Here is a 21,556-nt window from a genome sequence, read left to right on the forward strand (position 1 = left end):
GGCCGTCCGCCGGTAGCCCGGAGGAACCGAGAACGTCATCATCTTTGCGACCGTGTCGCGCGATATGTTGAATGTCGTCGCCGCCTGACGCTGGCTCATACCAGCAGCACAGGCCTGACGAACCTTGAGATAGAGTTCCACGCTGTAGATCCTCCCATCCTCCCTGCAGCCGCAGAAAGGGAAAAGGTGGACGACTTTTACGCCGCCCGCAGCAGCACCATGCCGCCGCTAACGTGGACTAATTTCGCACCGCCATTCTCACAGGGAGGAGTCCATGCAGAACACCACCGACAAGAGGGTGCAGGAAAGACGTAACGAGCATCGTGTCGAGACAAGCCGCGAAAAGGTTCACCCCGTCGAGGAGGTTCCCCCGCCGCTGCATCTTTTCGCCCTGGGATTGCAGCATGTTCTGGTCATGTATGCCGGAGCGATTGCCGTTCCCCTGATCATCGGCGGCGCGCTGAACCTGCCCAAGGATCAGATCGCCTTCCTGATCAGCGCCGATCTTTTCGCCAGCGGCATCGTCAGCATCATCCAGTCGCTCGGCATCTGGCGCTTCGGCGTGCGGTTGCCGGTGATGATGGGCGTGACCTTCGCCTCGGTCCCGCCGATGCTGGCGCTGGCCAACAATCCCGAGATGGGCATAACGGCGATCTACGGTGCGGTGATCGGTGCGGGCGTCTTCGTGCTTTTCCTGGCGCCCTATGTCGGCCGGCTGATCCGCTTCTTTCCTCCGGTGGTGGTGGGCACGGTCATCACCATCACCGGGCTGACGCTGATGCCCATCGGGATCAACTGGGCGGGCGGCGGTCAGCCGATGATCACGGTGATCGAGGACGGGATCTCGAAAAGGGTGCCCAATCCCGATTACGGGGCGCCGGAATACATTCTGCTCTCGCTTCTGGTGCTGCTGGTCATTCTGGCCGTCGCGAAATTCGGCCGCGGCTTTCTGGCCAATATCGCGGTGCTGGTGGGACTGTCCGTCGGCTTCGCCGCCGCCTGGTTCGCAGGTTTCGTGGAATTCCACGGCGTCGCGGATGCGGCCTGGTTCTCTCCGGTCACGCCGTTCCATTTCGGCTATCCGGTTTTCGACCCGCAAGCGATCCTGTCGCTGTCCATCGTCATGGTGGTGGTCATGGTCGAGACCGCCGGCATGCTGCTGGCGGTCGGCGAGATGGTCGAGCAGCCGCTGGACGAGAAGCGCATGACCGAGGGGCTGCGTGTCGACGGGATCGGCTCGATCATCGGGGGGATCTTCAACACCTTCCCCTATGTCTCCTATTCGCAGAATATAGGCCTCGTCGGGGTGACCGGCGTTAAAAGCCGATGGGTCTGCGTCATGGCCGGGGCGATCCTGATCGTGCTGGGTCTGGTGCCCAAGCTGTCGACGGTCGCGGCCTCGATCCCGGTCGTGGTGCTGGGCGGCGCGGGGATCGTCATGTTCGGCATGGTCTGCGCCGCCGGCGTCAAGATCCTGGCAGGCGTGGATTTCACGCAGCGCGGCAATCTCTTCATCGTCGGCGTCAGCATCGTGCTGGGCCTGATCCCGACGCTTGCCCCCGCCTTCTACAACCAGATGCCCGCCGCTCTGGACCCGATCGCTCATAGCGGGATCGTCATGGCCGCGATCTCGGCCTTCATCCTGAACCTCTACTTCACCCATTTCAGCCTCGAGCCGCGCCGCGTCGTCCAGGCATCGGGCTGCGAAAACCCGTCCAGAGAGACCAAGGCATGAAACGCGCGCAAAGCCCGAACGAGAACGATATGAATAACTCCATTCGCTTCCAGCCCGTCTTCAACCTGTTCTGCCGCGATATTGGCGCGCAGATGCGGTTCTACGCCGCGATCCTCGGCTGGCCCGAGGTCCATGAGGCGGCCTCGCCGATTTATCGCGGCATTGCCCAGGACGGCACCCGCATCGCCTTCCACAGCAGCGAGGCCTATGCGCTGCTGGGTCTTTCCGGGCGTGAGACGCATTTCGGCAAGAACCGCGAGATCGGGTCTCTCCTGACCTTCGTGATCGCGGATCACGAGAGCGTCGAGGCCATCGCGCGCCAGATCGTCGATCTGGGCGGGGCAATCGTCAAGCCGCCCTTCGCAACCTATTACGGTCATTGGCAGGTGGTCTTCCAGGATCCGGAAGGAAACATCGCCCGGATCTCGGCAACCTCCTTGCCGGCGGGCGTCGCCGTGCCGGAACTCGCACTCGAAGGGGTGTAGCAGCCATCGGGGTGCGCCCTTATGAGGACATCCCGCGAACTTTCCCGATCAGGCTCGGCCCCTTCCTGCGCCGTGGAAGGGCGCAATCGCTACAGCGCCAATATGTGGGCGAATCATCTGCGTTCCTGCAACTCGCTCAGTCGGCCATGCCGCCTGAAGGGTGCAGGGTTTCGACCACCTGCCGGGCCAGCCCATCGGCGAAGTCCCGATCCAGCGGTGCATGCTTCGAGAAGGCACGGAAATAGATCGGGCCCGCATACAGGTCGATGATCAGGTCGAGATCCAGATCGGCGCGAAACACACCGGCGGCCTGGCCCCGCTCGATCAGTTCGCGCGCATGGTTGCGGCGCGGGACCAGGAAGCCCTGGTGGAACGCCGCCATCAGCGCCTCGTCGCTCTGCGCGCGGCCCAGAAGCTCGGCGATCACCCGGCCGACCCGGCCCTGCAGGAAGCGCGCCAGCGAGGCGATGTATTCGCGTAGCGCAAGCGCCGGCTCGGTGATGCCGGGGGTCGGGACCTCGTCCTCGACCATGGCGAGGAAGGCGTCGATCACGATGGCCTCGACCGAATTCCAGCGCCGGTAGAGCGCCGGTCGGCTGGTTCCCGCCGCAGCGGCGATCTCGTTCAGGGTCAGCTCGGACAGGGATTTTTCGGCCAGAAGCGCCCAGGTGGCGCTCAGCACCCGCGCGCCCAGTTCCTCGTCCATCGGGCGGCCACGCGGCTTTCTGTCTGTCTCCACGGCAATTCCCCCTTGCCAGAACCGGGCGAGTCGGCTTATTAGCGTTACATGTAGTAACGTTATTATGTGTAACGCAATCCCTCCGCCGCAGCAATGGCAGAGGGCCGGCCAGCTTCATTCATCGGGAGGACGATACATGGGCGAAAGCTTTCTGGACAACGACACCTGGCGCTATTTCTGGCACCCGGTCTGCACAGTCAAGGAACTGGCGGACTCCGACAAGGGGCGGGGCGAGCTGCTTTACGCCCGGCTGCTGGGCACCGAACTGGTGATCGCGCGGCTGGATTCGGGCGTGGTGGCGATGAACAATCGCTGCCCGCACCGTTCGGCCAAGCTGCATCTGGGCTGGAACCGGGGCGACAGCGTGCAATGCCCCTATCACGGCTGGCAATGGGGGGCGGACGGTTCCTGCAAGGGCATCCCGGCGGCACCCAATGGCCCGATCCCGCCCAATGCCAAGGCGGTCAGCTATGACTGCGCCGAGCGTTACGGGCTGGTCTGGGTGCGGCTGGACGGCAGCGCCGGGACCGCGATCCCCGAGCATCCGGTCTTCGACGACCCGGCCTTCCGCTGCGTGCCCGGCCCCAGCTATGACTGGAAGACCCATTCGGCGCGGCGGGTCGAGAACTATACCGATCTCGCGCATTTCCCCTTCGTCCATCCCGAGACTCTGGGCAGCGCCGGGCATGTGACCTTCCTGACCCCGCAGATCGCCTTCCGCAGGGAGGGCCGGATGCGGTTCCGCTATGCCCCGCCCGAGGGCGCGCGCAATGCGGTCGATGCCAGCGGCAATTTCTCTCCGCTGGCCTTTTCGGACTACACCATCCGGCTGCCCTTCGGCGTGAGCGTGGACCTGACCTTGCAGAACGGCGCCCGCACCGTGCTGTGGGTCTGGGCGACGCCGCTGGACGATATCCATTGCCGCAGTTTCTGGTTCGCCTGCCGGAACGGCGATCTGGACGGGCCGGACCAGCCGCATATCGACCAGCAGATGCGCATCTTGGAAGAAGACGTCGACATTGTCGAAAGCCAGGACCCCGAGCAGATCCCGCACCCCCGCGACGAGATCGCGGTCGCACCCGACAAGGTCTCGCTGACCTATCGCCGGCTGCTCTACGCGCTTTGCAAGGCCAAGACGCAGGGGCCCGAGGCGCTGAAAGCTTTCCTCGACACCGAACGCGACGATATCTGAGCCATGTTGCAGCCCCTGCCGTCGCAATGGACCCCGACCCGGCTGACGCTGGAATGCGTCGATATCGAAACCGAAACCCATGACGTGAAGTCGTTCCACCTTCGCGTCCTGCCCGATGCGGCGGGCGAGGCGCCGCTGTGCCTGCACCGGCCGGGACAGTTCCTGACCCTGCGGCTGCGGCATGGCGATGTGCTGGTGCCGCGTTCCTACACCATCGCCTCGCCGCCCTCGCGGCCGATGCTGCTGACGCTGACCGTCAAGCGCGACCCGAACGGGCTGGTCTCGCGCTACATGCATGACGTGCTGCGCATCGGCGACCGGCTGGCTGCGCAGGGGCCCGGCGGCAGCTTCGATCTGTTCTCGGTCGCGCCGCGCCGGCATATCGTCATGCTGTCGGGCGGCTCGGGCATCACCCCGATGATGGCGATGCTGCGCTATTTGCAGGACCGGCGCGAGACCGGATATCGCGTGAGTTTCCTGCATTCGGCCCGCAGCCCGGCGGACCTGCTGTTCCAGGGCGAGCTGACGGCGATCGCGGCGCGCGGCGGCATGACGCCGGGTTTCATCTGCGAACGCGACGCCCTGCCGGGCATGGAGGCCGGTTTTCTGACCCGCGACCTGCTACAGGCGCATGTGCCCGACCTGCATGACTGCACCGTGCTGACCTGCGGGCCCGCGCCCTATATGCGCGCGGTCAGGGCGATGCTCGGTGAGGTTGGCTTCGACATGGCGCATTACCACGAGGAGAGCTTCGGCGATCCGGCCGAGCGGCGCAATCCCGACGGCGCCATGCCGGAAAGCCTGCGTCCCGATGGCGGGGAACCAGCCGCAACAGCCACCCCGTCGCCCGTCGATTATCAGCCGGCGAATGCAGGCCAGAACCTGGTGCATTTCACCCTGTCGAACCGGACCGCGCCCTATAGGCCGGGCGAGACCATCCTCGACATCGCCTCGCGCGCGGGCATCGCCGTGCCGACCAATTGCCAGATGGGGCTTTGCGGCACCTGCAAGGCGCATTGCAGCGCCGGGCAGGTCGCCATGGACGATACCGAGGGCCTCGCCCCCGGCGAGCTGGAGCAGGGCATGGTGCTGACCTGCTGCGGCCGTCCGCAGGGCGCCGTCAGCATCGCATTATAGGAGCCAATCATGACCGACAAGAACCTGTCGCTCGGCTGCAATGGCCGCGGCGTGATGCATCGCACCCCCCTGCCGGTCGAGGAGCAGTTCCGGCTGCTGCGCGACAGCGGCGTCTTTGACCATTTCGACCGCATCCCCCAGCCCGGAGAGGAGCGCGCCTATGTCGAGGCCTCGAACCGCTTTGGCGTGCCGATGACCACCGGGCTCTGGACCTATCAGGTCGGCCGGGACGAGGGCCTGCTGCGGCACAACCTGGAATGGGCGCTGCGCGCCGGCGCCGAATGCCACAACCTGATGATCCTGACCCATCACGCGCAGGGTCATGTCGTGACCGATGAGGAGGTGGTGGAGTTCTACCTGCGCGCCGTCGATGAGGGCGACAGGCTCGGCATCACCATCGCGGCCGAGGTGCATATCTACATGTTCACCTAGGATTTCCGCCGCATCACCCCCGTGGCCGAAAAGATCCGCGCGCGGGGCGTGCCGTTCAACTTCGTGCTGGACCATTCGCATGTGTTGCTGAAGATCGAAAGCCCCGAGGAACAGGACGCCTGCGGCATCCGCGCCGATGTCGTAAGCGGCCGGCTGATCCTCGACCCCTATGAGCCGGGCAATGTCATCGACGACTGGCTGGCGCAGAACATGGTGGTCTGGCTGCAAACCCGGCCGGTGGCGCCGAACGGGCCGAAGAACACCGCGATGACGGGGCCGGGCGGGCGTTATGGCCGCGCCTGCCAGTATCCGTTCTTTCGCCCCGCACGCGGCGAATGGGAGCATGACTGGCATGCCTGGAAGATCCAGCCCAGCAAATACGTCGCCCGCAAGGTGCTGCAATATCACCACGACCGCGCCGACAGCCCGCTGCGCTGGCTGACCACCGACATGATCGACATGGCCGATTACGGCGGCGGCGTCGGCTATTCGCTGTTCGAACAGAACGTGGCGATCGCCCACTGGCTGCGCGAGACCTGGCGCGAGATCGCCGGGACCGACCTCAAGGCGGGGGGTCGAGAGCAAGGCGGACCGTTGAGCTGATCGCGGATGGACGGGAGGGCACGATGGCCAGCGAAGCTGGGGCCGACATGTCCGGCCCTGACGCTCCGTCTGGAACGGCTCCGCAAGGCTGGGAGCAAACTGCCGCATCAGCTATTCGCCTGGCTCGAGGCACGTATGGCAGACGATCTGATCGCCGTGATTGAAGCGCGCGATCGGATGCCGTCACCATCGACCATGCGAGCTGCGATAGAGCTGCTTGTGAGAGCTTCGACGAATGATGTGATCGCCCCCGACGTTCTGCGCGCGCGCTACAGGCTTGCCCGGTGTCTTGCCGCGAAGCCGTCCACCACTGACGCAGGGAAAGAACTGGGTGCGAAGCTCAGTGAAGCCGTCCGAGGGCGTGCTGGAAGGACATCGTAATAGCGGCGATAGCACAGGGTGATCATCGCTGCCCTAGTTGGATCTGACGGCCCTAAGCCGCCGCTCAGTTGCTCGGGATGCTGCATGGCCGCAGTCTCCAAAGCCGCCCGTCGAGAAGTGACACAGCAAAACACACGGGAGGCATGGTAGTGATTTTGGGATAGAGCTGCCATTCGCTGCACCTGCATCCTGCGGAGGAAAGCGGCAGCGTGATGAGGCTCTTGGACATCTTCAGTTAGGCCTCTTCAGTCGCCGCGGCCGTCTGGGCGGGCGGGATCCGCGCGAGGTAGGGCTTGTTCCTGTGCGAAGCCTTCACCCAGAGCCATTGGCCTGTCCGAGAGTTATCATTCGGGCCAAGGCGAACGTGGAGAACACTCCCAGGCTCGATCTTGACGGGCATGTCGTGCAGGGAGCGGTCCACCTGCTGCGGTGTCGTGATTACGCTGTAGTTCTCCGGGTTCGCTCTAAAGCGGTGCCACCGGCTCTTGAAGGTGGCGAGGCCAAATTCCGTGATTGTTGTGGGTGCGGTGCCGGTGTTGGTAAGATGGAGCGCCTTGAAGGTGCCAGGCTGCATCTGCTGGTCCTGCACCAGGCGCTGACCAGCCCGCACGACCAATATCAACCTCGGCCCGCTCTCGATCCACCGGCGCACCTCTAGCGCCAAAGCTGCCGAAGCAACCACCGCTGCACCAATCGCGATCCAATCACCTGCATCCATCATCATGCTCTTCCTTCATCGGCCGGGAGCATGCCTCGGCCCATGACCAAACTGCAAGATCACCGCAACACCTTGACCAATGGACCGATTGCGGAATCGCTACCGCGCAGCATCGACCGTAGGAGAGCGTCGGGTACATACGTTCTCTGGCGTGGTGCCGCAGCCCATCTGGAATCCCTGCGAGTGACCGTCCTTGCAGTGATCGAAGCGTGGTGCATGTGGCGCTGGCTGCAAGCTGAATTGGTCTCCTGAAGGAAGCCGAGGGCCGTACCGTCGCCGGGACCTGCGATCCGATGCGCGGCATACGACTGTTGCAGATTTGCCTATGTCGATCCTCTCCAAGCTGGGGCATCAACAGCCGCGCCGCCGCATATTGTGACGCTGCTCGTTGCCAACACATCCCTTAGCGGCGAATGCATGTCGAAGTTTTTCTTTGGTTTTTAAAGACATCTGCACGAGAATCAGTGAAAAGTGATGGGGAAGAGCAATGAAAAACAGCGCGCGCAACGCGTTCTACTTTGGCGACAATCTTCACATCCTTCGGGAATACTTTCCTGACGAAAGCGTCGATCTTGTCTACCTCGACCCACCATTTAATTCAAACGCCAGCTACAATCTCCTGTTCAAAAGCCCGGACAAGACCCGATGGGCCGACGCGCAGATTGCCACCTTCGATGACACTTGGTCATGGGGAGATTCAGCCGAGGAAACCTTTGAAGATGTAACCTCCGTTCCCGGCAAGCCGGCAGACATCCTGCTGTCACTCCGGCTGATCCTGGGCACCAATGACATGCTTGCCTATTTGACGATGATGACCGCGCGTCTAGTGGAGTTGCACCGCGTGCTGAAACGGTCTGGCAGCCTGTATCTGCACTGTGATCCGACTGCGAGCCACTACCTCAAGATCGTGCTCGATGGCATATTCGGACCTCAGGCGTTCAAAGCTGATATAACCTGGAAACGGACCTACGCGCATGGTAACGCCAGCAGATCCTTTGGCGGGGTCACGGACACGATTTTCTTCTATTCGAAAGGGGACCAATACATATGGAACTCCGTTTACAGGCCTCTGACCGCATCTGAGAGCGCAGTCAAGTATCCTTACACCGACGGTGGGGGTCGGCGCTGGCAGTCTGTCACCCTTCGAAATCCAAGCTCCAGGCCGAATCTGCACTTCCCCTATACTGCCAGTAATGGAACGACCTATCATCCCCATCCAAACGGCTGGTCGTGCAATGAAGCGCGGCTGAGAAAATACGACACTGAAGGTCGGCTGCATTTTCCTACGCGCGCGGGTGGTGCCCTTCGTTTGAAGATGTTTGAGGACGAAAGCAAAGGTCATCTTGTTCCGAATCTATGGGACGATATCGGACCCCTGGGCTCGCAGGCAAAGGAGCGCCTTGGCTATCCCACTCAGAAACCCGTGGCGCTGCTAGAGCGCATCATCACGGCGTCCTCAAACCCTGGCGATGTTGTTCTCGATCCCTTCTGCGGTTGCGGCACCAGCCTGCATGCGGCGCAGAATCTGGGCAGGCGCTGGATCGGTATCGACGTCGCGGTTCAGTCTATGCATGTCGTCCAGGATCGGCTGAAACACCATTTTCCTCATGTCCAGTATGACGTCTTTGGCATACCGAAAAGCGCAGATGCAGCGATGTGGCTTGCCGAGAATCACCCGTTTAAATTCGAGGAATGGGCAGTCAGCGCCCTGGGTGCAATGCATTCCGGCAAGTTCCGGGGCGATCGCGGGATCGACGGCACATTCTATTATTTGACCGGCAGCGACGAGCGCAGCCGGGGTATCGTGTCCGTGAAGGGAGGCCGTAATATTAATCCCGGTATGGTGCGCGATCTCGGCGGCACTGTGCAAACCCAGCGGCGGCTAACGAGGGACGACAAGGCGATAGGTGTTCTCCTGACAGCATACGAGCCGACCAAGGGCATGCGGGATGCTGCTCGGGAGTTTGGCAGGATCGACACGCTTATCGGCCCTATCCCGGCGGTTCAGATCATCACTGTGGCAGAACTGTTCGCCGGAGCCACGATCCGAGTTCCAATGATGCTTGATACAGTCGCCGCTGCTGCCATTGGACGGAAGGGCAATGTTCGGGCTGCCTTCAAGTCGCCACGGGATCTGACCCAACGCGAATTCCTATTGCCGATCAGAGGGGGTAGAGAGGCGAATTTGGGCCTAGAGATGACCAACTCGGATGCGCCCGCGATGCCTTCGATCCGCCGGCGCCGCGCAGCTGGCTGATTCGAGGGTATCGTCGCCATGCCCGCTTGACGTTGTCCGGGCGTGACGTCTTTTGAAGGCCGAGTTTGCCACTTCACCTCCAGCCATTAAAATCGATCTGCTGCAAAGGTTCGTGTCGCGCTACGCGAAGCGCAGTGTCTCGAACGAATGACCACTCTCCCGATCTTGCCAAGGCAGCCATACCGCAGCGACAAACCGCTTTCCGCCCGCGAAGCCGCACAGAACGATGCGAGGCAGGACAAGCATGTGCAGCATACCTTGGCGCGAAGAGCGGGGCGCGGCCCATAACGGCCAGTCGCGTTCGTAGACATGCTACGCCGCAGCTTCCGTAGAGTGGACACTGCCGCAGCAAATTCCGTCATGCAACTGCCTCGCAGCTGAAAATGGTTAGTAAGCAGCTCGCGATGAACTTGGAGGCCTCCCCGGTGACGATGCACCAAAAAACGGCCTTGTCTAACAAAGCTTTCGCGGTTTACGCTCTTTGATAAATTCGAAAGGTATTAACTGCATGACAGACGCCTTGGCATGGGAACTTGATGAGTGTTCTGGCCACCTCTACATTCATTTTGATGTCAGCGACCACTTTCTGAATTTGGATACGTTCATCAGGACGGCGGAGAGCGCCCGAAAAGTGATCGAGGCTCTGGATGAGACATTCTTCAACGGAGGTCTTGAATATGAACTGATCGTCCTACCACCAGCAGAAGGCACGTTTCTTTCTAAACTTGGAGTACTAGTGGCTGGCCCGGCAGCGGTTTTTGCATTTCTCAACACAGACGTAGGCGGAGCTTACGTGGAAGGGTTGACAGGCCGTTCCCCATCTGAGTGGGCAAAATCATTCGGGGAGTATCACCGCACCTTGATTGAGGGCGTGTCGGAGGAGACCACGGAACCAGACGAAGAGGATACGCGCCTTGAAGTGATCGAAGGATCGCCGGAAATACCGACAATGAGCGAGAGTGAAACCTGTAAGGAAGCAGCTCAGATCGTGGTGGCGATGGCGCGTGGCATCCTTGAGAAAGGCCAGGATGAACTAGAAAAAGTAGGAATGGAGGTCGGCGCACTTGCCGACGCAGTTGATGCCCGCGCTGATTTCTATACTGCCTGTATCGAAGACCGCGACGTCAAGCGGGTGGGCTTCACACCGGATGACGATTTCCCCATTCCTCGCAACTCCTTTCCAGAGCGTGCTCAGAAACCCGCGAGGAAGCCGAAAGATGAAGAGCCGCCTGAATGGTCTGTGTCAATCGAAAGCATCTATGTCACTTCCCCGAATTGGGACAAGGAAGACCAGAAAACGCGACAGTGGAAGGGAAAGGACCAGATCAGGCGAGACTGCTATTTCATCATCGAAGATACCGAATTCTGGTATAAGGTGAAGAACAAGGCGCTTCACGTGGAAGTGCTGGACAACCTCAAGGTGCAGTGGGCATTCCAGAACACGGACGGACGCCCCAAAAACCGGCGAGTGTTACGCGTCTTGGAATTCAATGGTGATAAGTTGGCTGATCCATTGCCGCCGGAAGCGGTCCGGGCGATACTCGGTCAGTATTCAGAGTATGAAGCGAATATCGAGCAACGGTCACTTTTTGATCAGTAAGGCCAGACCGATCTACGCGCAGACTATTCGTCGTACCGAGCGTCATTTACTTCGTTAGCGGAACCGCGCGATGCTTTACCGCCGGCTCTAGCGTCGCCTAGATATTGGTATCTCTCCTTAGAATTATTTTGTGAGCAGGCAATTTTCTGGGTCTGCTAGATGGTCTGAGCGATCAGCGTATTGATCGCGTTATGGCCACCCCAAGCCCGTTTGCAGGTCTTCTTCTCCACTACTGTCAGATACTTCGAAGAATATAGGATAGCACTGCGGACATAATCGGAAGGTTCGTCTTCATATGAGGTGCGCACTGTCCGCTTCTGCTGTGCCACACCGTGTTTTGCCGCGAAGATCGCCGCTATGGCCCGCGTTTCCTTTGCTACGGTCCGGTTCTGGAGCCATTGAAGGGCCGAATTCACTGTCGCCCGTGTAACAGTTTCGGCGCGAAGCAGCGCAGCCAGAAGAAACATCCGCTGATAGTCTGAAACGGTGTCGTCAGCCACAAGCTCCTCTAATGCATCTACCACATACTGGTCAGTCCGAATGAAGGTGGAAATGTAGGAGAAGTAGAGCCGGGTTTGTTGCGGTTTCTCCTTCAGATTCTCCAACACGTGCTCAACGGCGCTGCTGGACTGGGCCGATCGTAGGATCGGCAGGCAAAATTTTTCTATCTGGTCTTCCTGGTTCGGGTAGTCGTCGATGCTATCCATCAGGCGCTCGACAGCAGCGTTCCCGAGACCACCATCGTCCTCGTCTTCATCATCTTCGTCCTCGTCTTCCTCCTCCCACTCAACCTCGAAGCCATACGGGCTAGCGCGTTCGTAGATTTCATCGTCCTTGATCTCTTCGCGCACCTCGTCGAACAAGCGGTCGATCATGGTCTCCTCCCGAATCACCTCATCGGCTGGTATGATCTTCGACTTGTATTCATTCAGGTGGAGGCCGTCCTTGCGCAGCGTCTCGATCAGGCTGGCGAGGCCCTTCCGCGCTTCCGCTTCTGATGGGAAGCCCATGTATATGTCATCGACGTACCGAGCAGACAGGACTTCCGCTAAATCGCAATAGGCGTCGAAGTCTGACAAAAAGAAGTTACCAAGAGCGTCAGAGGGATACACGCCCTGAATAATACCAAAAGAGTTCCGTTCACGGAACGCCAGCATCATTTCCTCTAGTAGACTAACTACTTCCGGCGCACATCCAACCGCAGCCATCAGGTTTACCAGGTGATGCTGTGGCAGCCTCTCAAAGTAGTTTGAGATGTCGGCCTTTAGGATGAACTTACTACCGTCGCAGATCTCAGCCACGCGAGCTTGAAAGCGCTCCCACGATTCGTGGTTAGGGTTGAACATCTGTCCTTCTTGATCGGAGGGGACATGGCTGAAGGATCGGGTGCGGTCGAGGCCTTCCTCCAGCCGGTCCGCGATGCCGTCGACGAGCGCCTGATACATAAACCTGTCAGCAGGCCTTAGGATACTTCCCGGCCGGGTGAAGAACCGCTCCTTTGGCACACTGATGGTGACTGGTAATTCTGGTTGATAGGTTCCTGCTTTCAACTGTTGCTTCAGCTGGTTCCACAGCTCATCGCCAGCCCGATTGAAGATTGCCATGTAGTGCGGTGCAAGGATGAAATCGCTACGAATGTCCGCCTTCACGTGAGCTATGACGTTGTCGTGGTCGATTTGCGCGATTATCGTCCTGTCCAGGCCGGGCATGGTACTTCCTCAGGGTTAACCCGCAGCAATATCTGACTAAAACTAGGGAGTCCACTCTCGCGTGAGGTCTCGTCTCTGGGTGATCCCAGAACTAGCTCGGCTGAGTTCTCTTGCGGTGGGTGAAGGGCTGGTTTGATCAGAATGCCACGAATTTACATCGGCAAAGTGCCACCGATTTGCCTGACTTGACCATCGGCTCGGCCAAGCAAGCATACGGCTCGAATGGCCGCTATCGCGTAATCCTGCAGAGGCCATACCGCAGTTGCTCGGGTCGGATTTCCGCCCTTCACGCTTGCGCCATCGATGATCCCAATCACCCTTCCGGCCTTCACAGCAGCCATTCGACCGGCAGGATACCGATCACCGCGATGGCGATCTGCTGGAGCCATGTCGCGCCGGGTTCCCGCTGATAGATCTCGGTCCGGCCTTCGGGCAGGGTCTCGAGCCAGACCATGTTGGCCTCGGGCGTCAGCGCGGGCTGGTAGCTGACCAACGGGATGGTGTTGTCGAAAGCGGTGGAGACCTGCGCGGCCATCTTGGGGCTGTCGATAAGGAACCCCATCTCGCAATTCAGATCGACCGAGCGCGGATCGAAGTTGAACGAGCCGATGAAGACGCGCCGGTGATCGACCGCGAAGGTCTTGGCGTGAAGGCTGGCACCGGAAATCCCCATCGGGAAGATCTGCTTGCCGGACTGAGCCCCGCGCAGCTTCAGCTCGTAAAGCTTCACGCCGGCCTGCAGCAGGTCGCGGCGGTATTTCGTATAGCCAGCATGGACCAGCAGCACGTCGGTCGTGTTCAGCGCATTAGTCAGGATATTGACCTCGATGCCTCTGCGCGCCAGGTCCGAGAAGACATCGGTGCCCCTGCGGCTCGGCACGAAATAGGCCGAGACCAGGTCCAGCCGCGTCTCGATCCCGCCGAGGATCTGCGCCAGGCGCGAGATCATCAGCTGGTCCTCGGTGGCGATGCCCTGCCCCTTGGCCGGATCGTCGGCGACCAGCTGCACATGGGTCCATTCATGCGCGACCCTCCCCTCGACGGCGGCGCAGGCGCTGCTTTCCACCACGTCCAGCAATTCGCGGGCCTCGTCGGTCTCGCGCAGGGCGGCGGTCCGCGCCTCGAAGGCGGCGATATCGCCTGCGCCGCCGACCACCCGCTCAAGCTCGATGACCGAGGCGGCGTTCCAATAGGCGTCGAAGACCGCACTGGTCTCTGGCACGACCTGGCCCACGGCGACCGCGTCCATGTCGAGATAGAAGGCATTGCCGATCTGGAAATACTCGTCGCCGATATTGCGCCCGCCGATGATCGCGGCACTGCCGTCCACGATCATGCTCTTGTTGTGCATCCGGCGGTTCATGCGGAAGAAGTCGATGGCATAGCCCAGGTATTTCGGGCTGCGCACCGTCGAGGGGTTGAACAACCGGATCTGGAAATTCTCCTGCGCGTTCAGCGTGGCCAGCAGAGGGTCCAGCCCCGGGATGCCGTTGTCGTCCAGAAGCAGCCGCACCCGCACGCCGCGCTGCGCCGCCCGGTGCAACGCATCCAGAAGCAGCAGGCCCGAAGTGTCGTCGTGCCAGATGTAATATTGCGCGTCGATCGAGGTCTCGGCCAGATCGGCCAGGGTCAGACGGCTGGCCAGCGCATCATGGCCGTTGCCAAGCGCGACCACGCCGGTCTGGCCGGGATGGGCCGCGATCTGGTCCGCGAAAGCGCGGCCGATCCGGCCCTGCGTATCCGGCGGCAGCGCGGCCTCATGCGGACGGGTAGAAACATCCGGTAGCGGAAAGACCAGCCGCAGGATCAGGATCGCCGCCCCTGCGACCAGAACTGCCAGCAAAAGCCATTTCAGGATCTGCATCTAGGCTGTCCTCCTGCGATTGGGGGCGCTGACCGATCCCCGCCGGAATCTCGAGGCTGCCGCCGCGGGCGATATCCGTCAAGGAAGAGCGCGACCGAAGCCCGGAGATGGACCGACCGCTCCCGAGCCGACAAGGGGTCCCAGCCCATAGAGCAGTTCCATGTGGATCGAGCCACGCAACAGGGACAGGAACTGCCCGGCGGCCACGGAAGCGTCGGTCAGGTCGAGTTCCCCCTCGTCCCGCAAACCTGCGGCGATCATCGTAGGCGAGGCAGCCGCTGCCCGCACGCAGATGTGATCCCGCCGATTCTGCGCTGTTGTTCGCTCCCGGTTGCTTCCGATATGATTCCGGGGCGGTTGGAGCACAAATGCGGAAAGCCTCCCGAGGGAGGCTTAAGCGATTAATATTACTTGTATTTCTTGGTTGCGGGGGCAAGCTATGATCTTTACTTGCGCCCGGAGCAAGTAAAGATAGTTGCAGGTGTAGGCATCCGTCAATACTTACAGTTTACTTCAACCAATCCCTCCACAAAAACCTCACTTCCGCCAAGTAGCCGCAGCGGCCTTTTTCGTGCTGCAGCGTAGTTCAGAAAATTTCTCCAAGCGGTTCTCAAATATCATATTAGACTGCGATTCTTCAGCCTCGATTGCTGTCAGTACGAAGAAAAGAATTGGTGGCTCGGATTCGTCGTAAAGCCCGCCATAAAGGTGGTGGGAGAAGCGCTCCTGCCATGCGGCAATGTCCTGGATCCCGCCACGATAAAGCCAGTCATACGCTTCGACTTTGTAACCTCCTTCGACGAGGTGGCGGCGGTGCTATTCATAGCCGGGCCGGACCAGCAGACCATCCCGGGGCAGATGTGGAAGGGCATCTACGAGCAGATCTCGCCGTCGCCACGCTGTTGGTGATTTTCTCGATCGCATTGCTCGCAACGGCCGAGATGCTGCGCCGCCATCAGGACGGCTGCGGGGCATCACGCCGAGATGATGCCGGATGCCGCCTTCGGGGCGGCGTTTGCGCATCAGGGCAGGAATGCAGTCTTGGCCGCTACACCTTCAACCGAATGAAGATAGGTTCCCCATAAAAAGCAAAGAAATAGATTCTCTTTTACTGGTGTTGCCACGGCCCCTCATCCATAAAGCCTGCATTTAATCAGATCGTTGACTGGTTGCGAGCACAAGTAACTCGCCAATTATTAACAACCCACAAATAGAGCTTGCAAGCAGGAAATAACATCTATTCTTTCAGCTCAGGGAATCTTCTTGTAATAACCTCGCGAATATCTTCGGGAATATTTATTTTCTCCATCTTATCTAATTTGGAAAACACTGAAACAAGGCGAGCCTGGAAGCAGGCTTGACCCTCCTTCCGGCCTTCAACAAAGATTACTATTGAAGTGGTGCCGATGCTTTCGGGTTGGACGAGCCATCGCATCATAGTGCCCGCAGAAATCGGATTGATGAATTCACACTCCATCCGCACAAAAGGCATGCCAAGGCCGCGATGAATGTTCATATGAAACCAACCTTTTCCATCCAGAAGATCGTCCCAAAAGGCGTCGACTGCATCAAGCGCAGATTCTATGAGACGCCCAGCATAGGCAACGCGCGCCGGATCACAGTCACCGAACGCTACGCGCCGCTTTAGAATAAATTCTGGCATTTATCTCCTCACATATTCGGGTAGTTGGGCCCGTCTCCGCCCTGTGGGGTTGTCCAGTTGATGTTCTGGCTGGGGTCCTTGATGTCGCAGGTCTTGCAATGCACGCAGTTCTGGAAGTTGATCTGAAACTTCGGCCCCTCGGGCCCCTCCAGCACCTCGTAGACCCCGGCCGGGCAGTAGCGCGTCGCCGGTTCGGCATAGACCGGCAGGTTCACCGCGATCGGCACCGCGGGGTCCTTCAGCTTCAGGTGGCAGGGCTGGCTTTCCTCGTGGTTGGTGAAGGAAAACGCCACGTTGGTCAGCCGGTCGAAGCTCAGCTTGCCGTCGGGCTTGGGATAGTCGATGGGCTGGAAATCCGCGGCCTTGCCGGTGGCCTCGGCGTCGGTCTTGCCGTGCTTCCAGGTGCCCAAGGGGTTCCAGCCGGTCAGGTTCGCCACCCACATGTCGAAGCCCCCCAGCGCCAGGCTGGCCCAGAGCCCCAGCTTCGACCAGAGCGGCTTGACGTTCCTGACCGGCTTCAGGTCGCGGGCGATGGGGCCGGAGCGCAGGTCGGCCTCGTATTCGGTCAGCGCGTCGCCCGCGCGGCCCGCGGCGATGGCGGCGGCGGCCGCCTCGGCCGCGGCGATCCCCGACAGCATGGCGTTGTGGTTGCCCTTGATGCGCGGCACGTTCACCAGCCCGGCCGAGCAGCCGAGCAGCGCCGCGCCGGGCACCGTCAGCCTGGGGATCGACTGCCAGCCGCCCTCGGAAATCGCCCTGGCGCCATAGGCGACGCGCTTGCCGCCCTCGAGCAGCTCCGCAACCAGCGGGTGATGCTTGAAGCGCTGGAACTCCATGTAGGGATAGAGATACGGGTTGGCATAGTTCAGGTGCACGACGAAGCCGACCAACACCTGGTTGCCCTCGAGATGATAGATGAAGCTGCCGCCGCCGGCGTTCTTGCCCAGCGGCCAGCCCATGGTGTGGGTGACGGTGCCGGGGCGGGCCTTGGCCGGGTCGATCTCCCAGATCTCCTTCATGCCGAGGCCGAATTTCTGCGGCTCATGGCCGGCCGAGAGGTCGTATTTGCTGATCAGTTCCTTGGCCAGCGAGCCGCGCACGCCCTCGGCGATCAGCACGTATTTGCCGCGCAGCTCCATGCCGGGCTCGTAGCCCGGGCCGGGGGTACCGTCGGCGTCGAGGCCCATCTCGCCCGCCACCACGCCGACGACGCGGTCGCCCTCGTAGACCAGCTGCGAGCAGGCCATGCCGGGGAAGATCTCGACCTCCAGCGCCTCGGCCTGTTCGGCGAGCCAGCGGCAGACATTGCCCATCGAGACGATGTATTTGCCGTGGTTCGACATCAGCGGCGGCATCGGCCAGTTCGGCACCCGGACCTGGCCGTGCGGGCCGAGGATGTAGAAATTGTCCTCCTTCACCTCGGTCTCGATGGGGGCGCCCTTGTCCTTCCAGTCGGGGATCAGCTTGTCGAGGCCGGCGGTGTCCAGCACGGCGCCCGAGAGGATATGCGCGCCGATCTCCGAGCCCTTTTCCAAGAGCACCACGGAAAGCGCGGGGTTCACCTGCTTCAGCCGGATCGCCGCAGACAGACCCGACGGGCCGCCGCCGACGATCACCACGTCGTATTCCATGGATTCGCGTGCAATTTCGGACATGGCGAGGGGCCTCCCCTAAGCTAATCTTGCAGTTGGAATGAATGACGAGTGTCGCTATCCTGAAGCTCTCAGCGCGTCGGCACCGGCTCTTCGCCCGAATAGTCGTAGAAGCCGCGCCCGGTCTTGCGGCCCAGCCAGCCGGCCTCGACATATTTCACCAGAAGCGGGCAGGGGCGATACTTGGTATCCGCCAACCCCTCGTGCAGCACGTTCATGATGGCAAGGCAGGTGTCGAGGCCGATGAAATCCGCCAGCTCCAGCGGCCCCATCGGGTGGTTCGCGCCGAGCTTCATCGACTGGTCGATGGATTTGACCGAGCCGACGCCCTCGTAGAGCGTATAGACCGCCTCGTTGATCATCGGCATCAGGATGCGGTTGACGATGAAGGCCGGGAAATCCTCGGCGCTGGCCGAGGTCTTGCCGATCTTCTCGACCACCTCGACCAGGGTCTTGTAGGTGGCCTCGTCGGTGGCGATGCCGCGGATCAGCTCGACCAGCTGCATGACCGGGACCGGATTCATGAAATGGAAGCCCATGAAGCGTTCCGGTCGGTCGGTGCGGCTGGCCAGCCGGGTGATCGAGATCGAGGAGGTGTTCGAGGTCAGGATGGTGTTCGGCTTCAAGTGCGGCAGCAGATCCTCGAAAATCGCCTGCTTGACGGTCTCGCGCTCGGTCGCGGCCTCGATCACCAGGTCGGTCTGGCCGACATCGGTCAGGGTCATGGTGGTCGCGATGCGCTTCATGGCGGCGGCCTTGTCCTCGGCCGAGATCTTGCCGCGGCTGACTTGGCGCTCCAGGTTGTGGTCGATCAGCGCCACGGCCTTGTCCAGCGCCTCGCGCGAGATGTCGGTCATCAGCACGTCATAGCCCGCCAGCGCGAAGACATGCGCGATGCCATTGCCCATCTGTCCGGCGCCGATTATGCCCACAGATTGAATCACGATTCATTTCCTTGAAAAATCAGAGTAAATCAGACGCTGCTCATGGAAAATCCATACCCGCCTCGGCCTCTCGAGCTTAACCAGGATGCGGGCCAGCTCGACGACCCGCAGCCCCTTCAGCGGCGCCTCAGCCAAAAGCCTGGATCCCGGTCTGGGCGCGGCCGAGGATCAGCGCATGCACGTCATGCGCGCCCTCATAGGTGTTCACGGTTTCCAGGTTCTGGGCGTGGCGCATGACGTGATATTCGATGGAAATGCCGTTGCCGCCGTGCATGTCGCGGGCCAGGCGGGCAATGTCCAGCGCCTTGCCGCAATTGTTGCGCTTGACGATCGAGATCATCTCGGGCGCCATCCTGCCCTCGTCGAACAGCCGCCCGACGCGCAGGGACGCTTGCAGCCCCAGCGCGATCTCGGTCTGCATGTCGGCAAGCTTCTTCTGGTAAAGCTGGGTCGCGGCCAGCGGCCGGTTGAACTGGTGGCGATCCAGCCCGTATTGGCGGGCGCGGAACCAGCAATCCTCGGCCGCGCCCATGGCGCCCCAGCTGATGCCGTAGCGGGCGCGGTTCAGGCAGCCGAAGGGGCCGCCCATGCCCTCGGTGCCGGGCAGCAGCGCGTCTTCGCCGACCTCGACATTCTCCATGACGATCTCGCCGGTGACCGAGGCGCGCAGGGACAGCTTGCCCTCGATCTTCGGCGCGGACAGGCCCTTCATGCCCTTTTCCAGCACGAAGCCGCGCACCTTGCCGCCATGCGCGTCCGATTTGGCCCAGACCACGAAGACATCGGCGATGGGCGCGTTGGTGATCCACATCTTGGCGCCCGACAGCACATAGCCGCCCTCGACCTTCTTCGCGCGGGTCTTCATCCCGGCGGGGTCCGAGCCGGCATCGGGCTCGGTCAGGCCGAAGCAGCCGATGAACTCGCCCGAGGCCAGTTTCGGCAGGTATCTGCGCTTCTGCGCCTCGCTGCCGTAAGCCTCGATCGGATACATCACCAGCGAAGACTGCACCGAGGCCATGCTGCGATAGCCCGAATCGATGCGCTCGATTTCACGCGCGACCAGGCCGTAGGCGACATAGGAGGCGCCGACGCCGCCATATTCCTCGGCCACGGTGACGCCCAAGAGGCCGGCCGCGCCCATCTCGCGAAAGATCTCGGGGTCGATGGTCTCATGCAGATAGGCGTCCTTGACGCGCGGGGCCAGCGACGCCTGGGCGAAGGCGGCGGCGCTGTCCCGGATCATGCGCTCTTCCTCGCTGAGCTGGTCGTCCAGCAGGAAGGGGTCGTTCCAGGTGAAGGGGGCGGATTTTCCGGCCATGGCGCACTCCTCATGTTGCTAGTTAGTTAGAGCTTCCCTGTGAGTTCCGGGACGGTTGTGAACAGGTCTCCGACCAGGCCGTAGTCGGCGATCTGGAAGATCGGCGCCTCCTCGTCCTTGTTGATCGCCACGATCACCTTCGAATCCTTCATCCCCGCCAGGTGCTGGATGGCGCCGGAGATGCCCACCGCGACATAGAGCTCGGGGGCGACGACCTTGCCGGTCTGGCCGACCTGCCAGTCGTTCGGCGCATAGCCACTGTCCACCGCCGCCCGCGAGGCGCCCACCGCGGCGCCGAGCTTGTCGGCCAGCTCTTCGATGATCGCGAAGCTCTCCTTCGAGCCGAGGCCCCGGCCGCCCGAGACCACCCGTTTCGCCGAGGTCAGCTCGGGGCGGTCGCTCTCGGCCACCTCGTCGGCCACCCAGGAGGACAGGCCGGGATCGGCGGCGGCGGCGGTCTCGGTGACCGGGGCGTTGCCGCCTTCGCCCGCCGCGTCGAAGCTGGCGGTGCGGATGGTGAAGACCTTCTTCGCGTCCTTCGACTTCACCACCTGGATGGCGTTGCCGGCATAGATCGGCCGCTCGAAGGTCTCGGCGTCGAGGATGGCCGAGACATCCGACAGCACCATCACGTCGAGCAGCGCCGCGACGCGGGGCATGACGTTCTTGGCATCGGTGGTCGCAGGCGCGGCGATGTGGTCGTAATCGCCGGCCAGGCCCACGATCAGCGCCGCGGTCGGCTCGGCCAGGCGGTGGCCGTAGAGCGGGGCCTCGGCCACCAGCACCTTCGCGACGCCGGCGATCTTCGCGGCCTCCTCGGCGGCCGCCTTGGCCTGCGCGCCGGCGCAGAGCACCGTCACATCGCCCAAGGCCTTGACCGCCTGCACCGCCTTCGCCGTCGCGTCGCGGTTCAGCGCCCCGTTCGTGACTTCCCCAAGCAGCAGAACAGCCATCAGATCACCCCCGCTTCTTTCAGCTTGCCCACCAGCTCGTCCACCGAGCCGACCTTGATGCCGGCCTTGCGGCCCTCGGGCTCGCGCACCGAGACCACCTCGAGCCGCGGCGCGACGTCGACGCCGTAATCGGCGGCGGTCTTTTCATCGAGCGGCTTCTTCTTGGCCTTCATG

General features: G+C 61.6%; 18 protein-coding genes and 2 pseudogenes. 9 read left to right on the top strand and 11 right to left on the bottom strand.

The genetic code is table 11. The annotated features are described in order from the left end of the window. Positions 1-274: 274 nt before the first annotated feature. Together AQY21_RS02175 and AQY21_RS02180 are read left to right on the top strand one after the other, a co-directional pair. A complete protein-coding gene (locus tag AQY21_RS02175) occupies positions 275-1,735 on the top strand; it encodes a nucleobase:cation symporter-2 family protein (RefSeq protein WP_058096217.1) in 1,461 nt (486 codons plus the stop codon). Positions 1,736-1,764: 29 nt separating this feature from the next. After that, the gene (locus tag AQY21_RS02180; RefSeq protein ID WP_058096230.1) at positions 1,765-2,220 is read left to right on the top strand and encodes a VOC family protein; all 456 of its coding nucleotides are present in this window, start codon (positions 1,765-1,767) and stop codon (positions 2,218-2,220) included. 136 nt (positions 2,221-2,356) lie between these two features. Here AQY21_RS02180 and AQY21_RS02185 read toward each other — a convergent pair whose 3' ends face one another. Beyond that, positions 2,357-2,959, bottom strand: a complete 603-nt coding sequence (locus AQY21_RS02185) for a TetR/AcrR family transcriptional regulator (protein WP_152988070.1) — start codon at positions 2,957-2,959, stop codon at positions 2,357-2,359. Between the two features lie 136 nt (positions 2,960-3,095). Between AQY21_RS02185 and AQY21_RS02190 the strand changes: the two genes are divergently transcribed. From AQY21_RS02190 to AQY21_RS29275, 4 genes are read left to right on the top strand one after another with little or no spacing between them, the layout of a single operon-like run. Continuing rightward, the gene (locus tag AQY21_RS02190) at positions 3,096-4,151 is read left to right on the top strand and encodes a Rieske 2Fe-2S domain-containing protein (RefSeq protein WP_058096219.1); all 1,056 of its coding nucleotides are present in this window, start codon (positions 3,096-3,098) and stop codon (positions 4,149-4,151) included. Between the two features lie 3 nt (positions 4,152-4,154). Further along, positions 4,155-5,288: a hybrid-cluster NAD(P)-dependent oxidoreductase gene (locus AQY21_RS02195; protein WP_058096220.1), complete on the top strand. Its 1,134-nt coding sequence runs from the start codon at positions 4,155-4,157 to the stop codon at positions 5,286-5,288. A gap of 9 nt (positions 5,289-5,297) precedes the next feature. Further along, on the top strand, positions 5,298-5,720 hold the full coding sequence (locus AQY21_RS29270; RefSeq protein WP_203416335.1) for a hypothetical protein: 423 nt from the start codon (positions 5,298-5,300) through the stop codon (positions 5,718-5,720). A 21-nt stretch (positions 5,721-5,741) separates the two neighbouring features. After that, positions 5,742-6,323: a hypothetical protein gene (locus AQY21_RS29275; RefSeq protein WP_203416337.1), complete on the top strand. Its 582-nt coding sequence runs from the start codon at positions 5,742-5,744 to the stop codon at positions 6,321-6,323. A 616-nt stretch (positions 6,324-6,939) separates the two neighbouring features. Here AQY21_RS29275 and AQY21_RS02205 read toward each other — a convergent pair. Next, on the bottom strand, positions 6,940-7,428 hold the full coding sequence (locus AQY21_RS02205) for a hypothetical protein (protein WP_058096221.1): 489 nt from the start codon (positions 7,426-7,428) through the stop codon (positions 6,940-6,942). 481 nt (positions 7,429-7,909) lie between these two features. On the opposite strand from AQY21_RS02205, the gene AQY21_RS02210 reads away from it, so the two are divergent. Next, entirely contained in the window at positions 7,910-9,679 is a 1,770-nt protein-coding gene (locus AQY21_RS02210) for a site-specific DNA-methyltransferase (protein WP_058096222.1), read from the top strand. A gap of 508 nt (positions 9,680-10,187) precedes the next feature. Further along, the gene (locus tag AQY21_RS28390; protein ID WP_152988072.1) at positions 10,188-11,279 is read left to right on the top strand and encodes a hypothetical protein; all 1,092 of its coding nucleotides are present in this window, start codon (positions 10,188-10,190) and stop codon (positions 11,277-11,279) included. A 155-nt stretch (positions 11,280-11,434) separates the two neighbouring features. On the opposite strand, the gene AQY21_RS02220 is transcribed toward AQY21_RS28390, so the two are convergent. From AQY21_RS02220 to AQY21_RS30125, 3 genes are all read right to left on the bottom strand, one after another. After that, on the bottom strand, positions 11,435-12,988 hold the full coding sequence (locus AQY21_RS02220; RefSeq protein WP_058096224.1) for an RNA-directed DNA polymerase: 1,554 nt from the start codon (positions 12,986-12,988) through the stop codon (positions 11,435-11,437). 328 nt (positions 12,989-13,316) lie between these two features. Continuing rightward, positions 13,317-14,852 carry a phospholipase D family protein gene (locus AQY21_RS02225; RefSeq protein ID WP_152988073.1) on the bottom strand — a complete coding sequence of 512 codons (1,536 nt, stop codon included), beginning with the start codon at positions 14,850-14,852 and terminating at the stop codon, positions 13,317-13,319. A gap of 78 nt (positions 14,853-14,930) precedes the next feature. Then, positions 14,931-15,113 carry a TetR/AcrR family transcriptional regulator C-terminal domain-containing protein gene (locus AQY21_RS30125; protein WP_082657936.1) on the bottom strand — a complete coding sequence of 61 codons (183 nt, stop codon included), beginning with the start codon at positions 15,111-15,113 and terminating at the stop codon, positions 14,931-14,933. Between the two features lie 516 nt (positions 15,114-15,629). Between AQY21_RS30125 and AQY21_RS29535 the strand changes: the two are divergent. Beyond that, positions 15,630-15,840: pseudogene (locus tag AQY21_RS29535) on the top strand (ABC transporter permease); the annotation flags it as partial. Positions 15,841-16,089: 249 nt separating this feature from the next. On the opposite strand, the gene AQY21_RS28395 reads toward AQY21_RS29535, so the two are convergent. From AQY21_RS28395 to AQY21_RS27460, 6 genes and pseudogenes are all read right to left on the bottom strand, one after another. Next, positions 16,090-16,515 carry a thioesterase family protein gene (locus tag AQY21_RS28395; protein ID WP_152988074.1) on the bottom strand — a complete coding sequence of 142 codons (426 nt, stop codon included), beginning with the start codon at positions 16,513-16,515 and terminating at the stop codon, positions 16,090-16,092. An 8-nt stretch (positions 16,516-16,523) separates the two neighbouring features. Then, positions 16,524-18,170: an electron transfer flavoprotein-ubiquinone oxidoreductase gene (locus AQY21_RS02235; protein ID WP_058096226.1), complete on the bottom strand. Its 1,647-nt coding sequence runs from the start codon at positions 18,168-18,170 to the stop codon at positions 16,524-16,526. Positions 18,171-18,238: 68 nt separating this feature from the next. After that, on the bottom strand, positions 18,239-19,114 hold the full coding sequence (locus AQY21_RS02240; protein ID WP_058096227.1) for a 3-hydroxybutyryl-CoA dehydrogenase: 876 nt from the start codon (positions 19,112-19,114) through the stop codon (positions 18,239-18,241). A 124-nt stretch (positions 19,115-19,238) separates the two neighbouring features. Then, positions 19,239-20,429, bottom strand: a complete 1,191-nt coding sequence (locus AQY21_RS02245; protein WP_058096228.1) for an acyl-CoA dehydrogenase — start codon at positions 20,427-20,429, stop codon at positions 19,239-19,241. Between the two features lie 26 nt (positions 20,430-20,455). Continuing rightward, entirely contained in the window at positions 20,456-21,382 is a 927-nt protein-coding gene (locus tag AQY21_RS02250) for an electron transfer flavoprotein subunit alpha/FixB family protein (protein ID WP_058096229.1), read from the bottom strand. After that, positions 21,382-21,556 (bottom strand): annotated as a pseudogene (locus AQY21_RS27460) (electron transfer flavoprotein subunit beta/FixA family protein); the annotation flags it as partial. The gene AQY21_RS02250 and the pseudogene AQY21_RS27460, both read right to left, overlap by 1 nt.

The organism is Paracoccus sp. MKU1, from assembly GCF_001447385.1.
GTDB lineage: Bacteria > Pseudomonadota > Alphaproteobacteria > Rhodobacterales > Rhodobacteraceae > Paracoccus.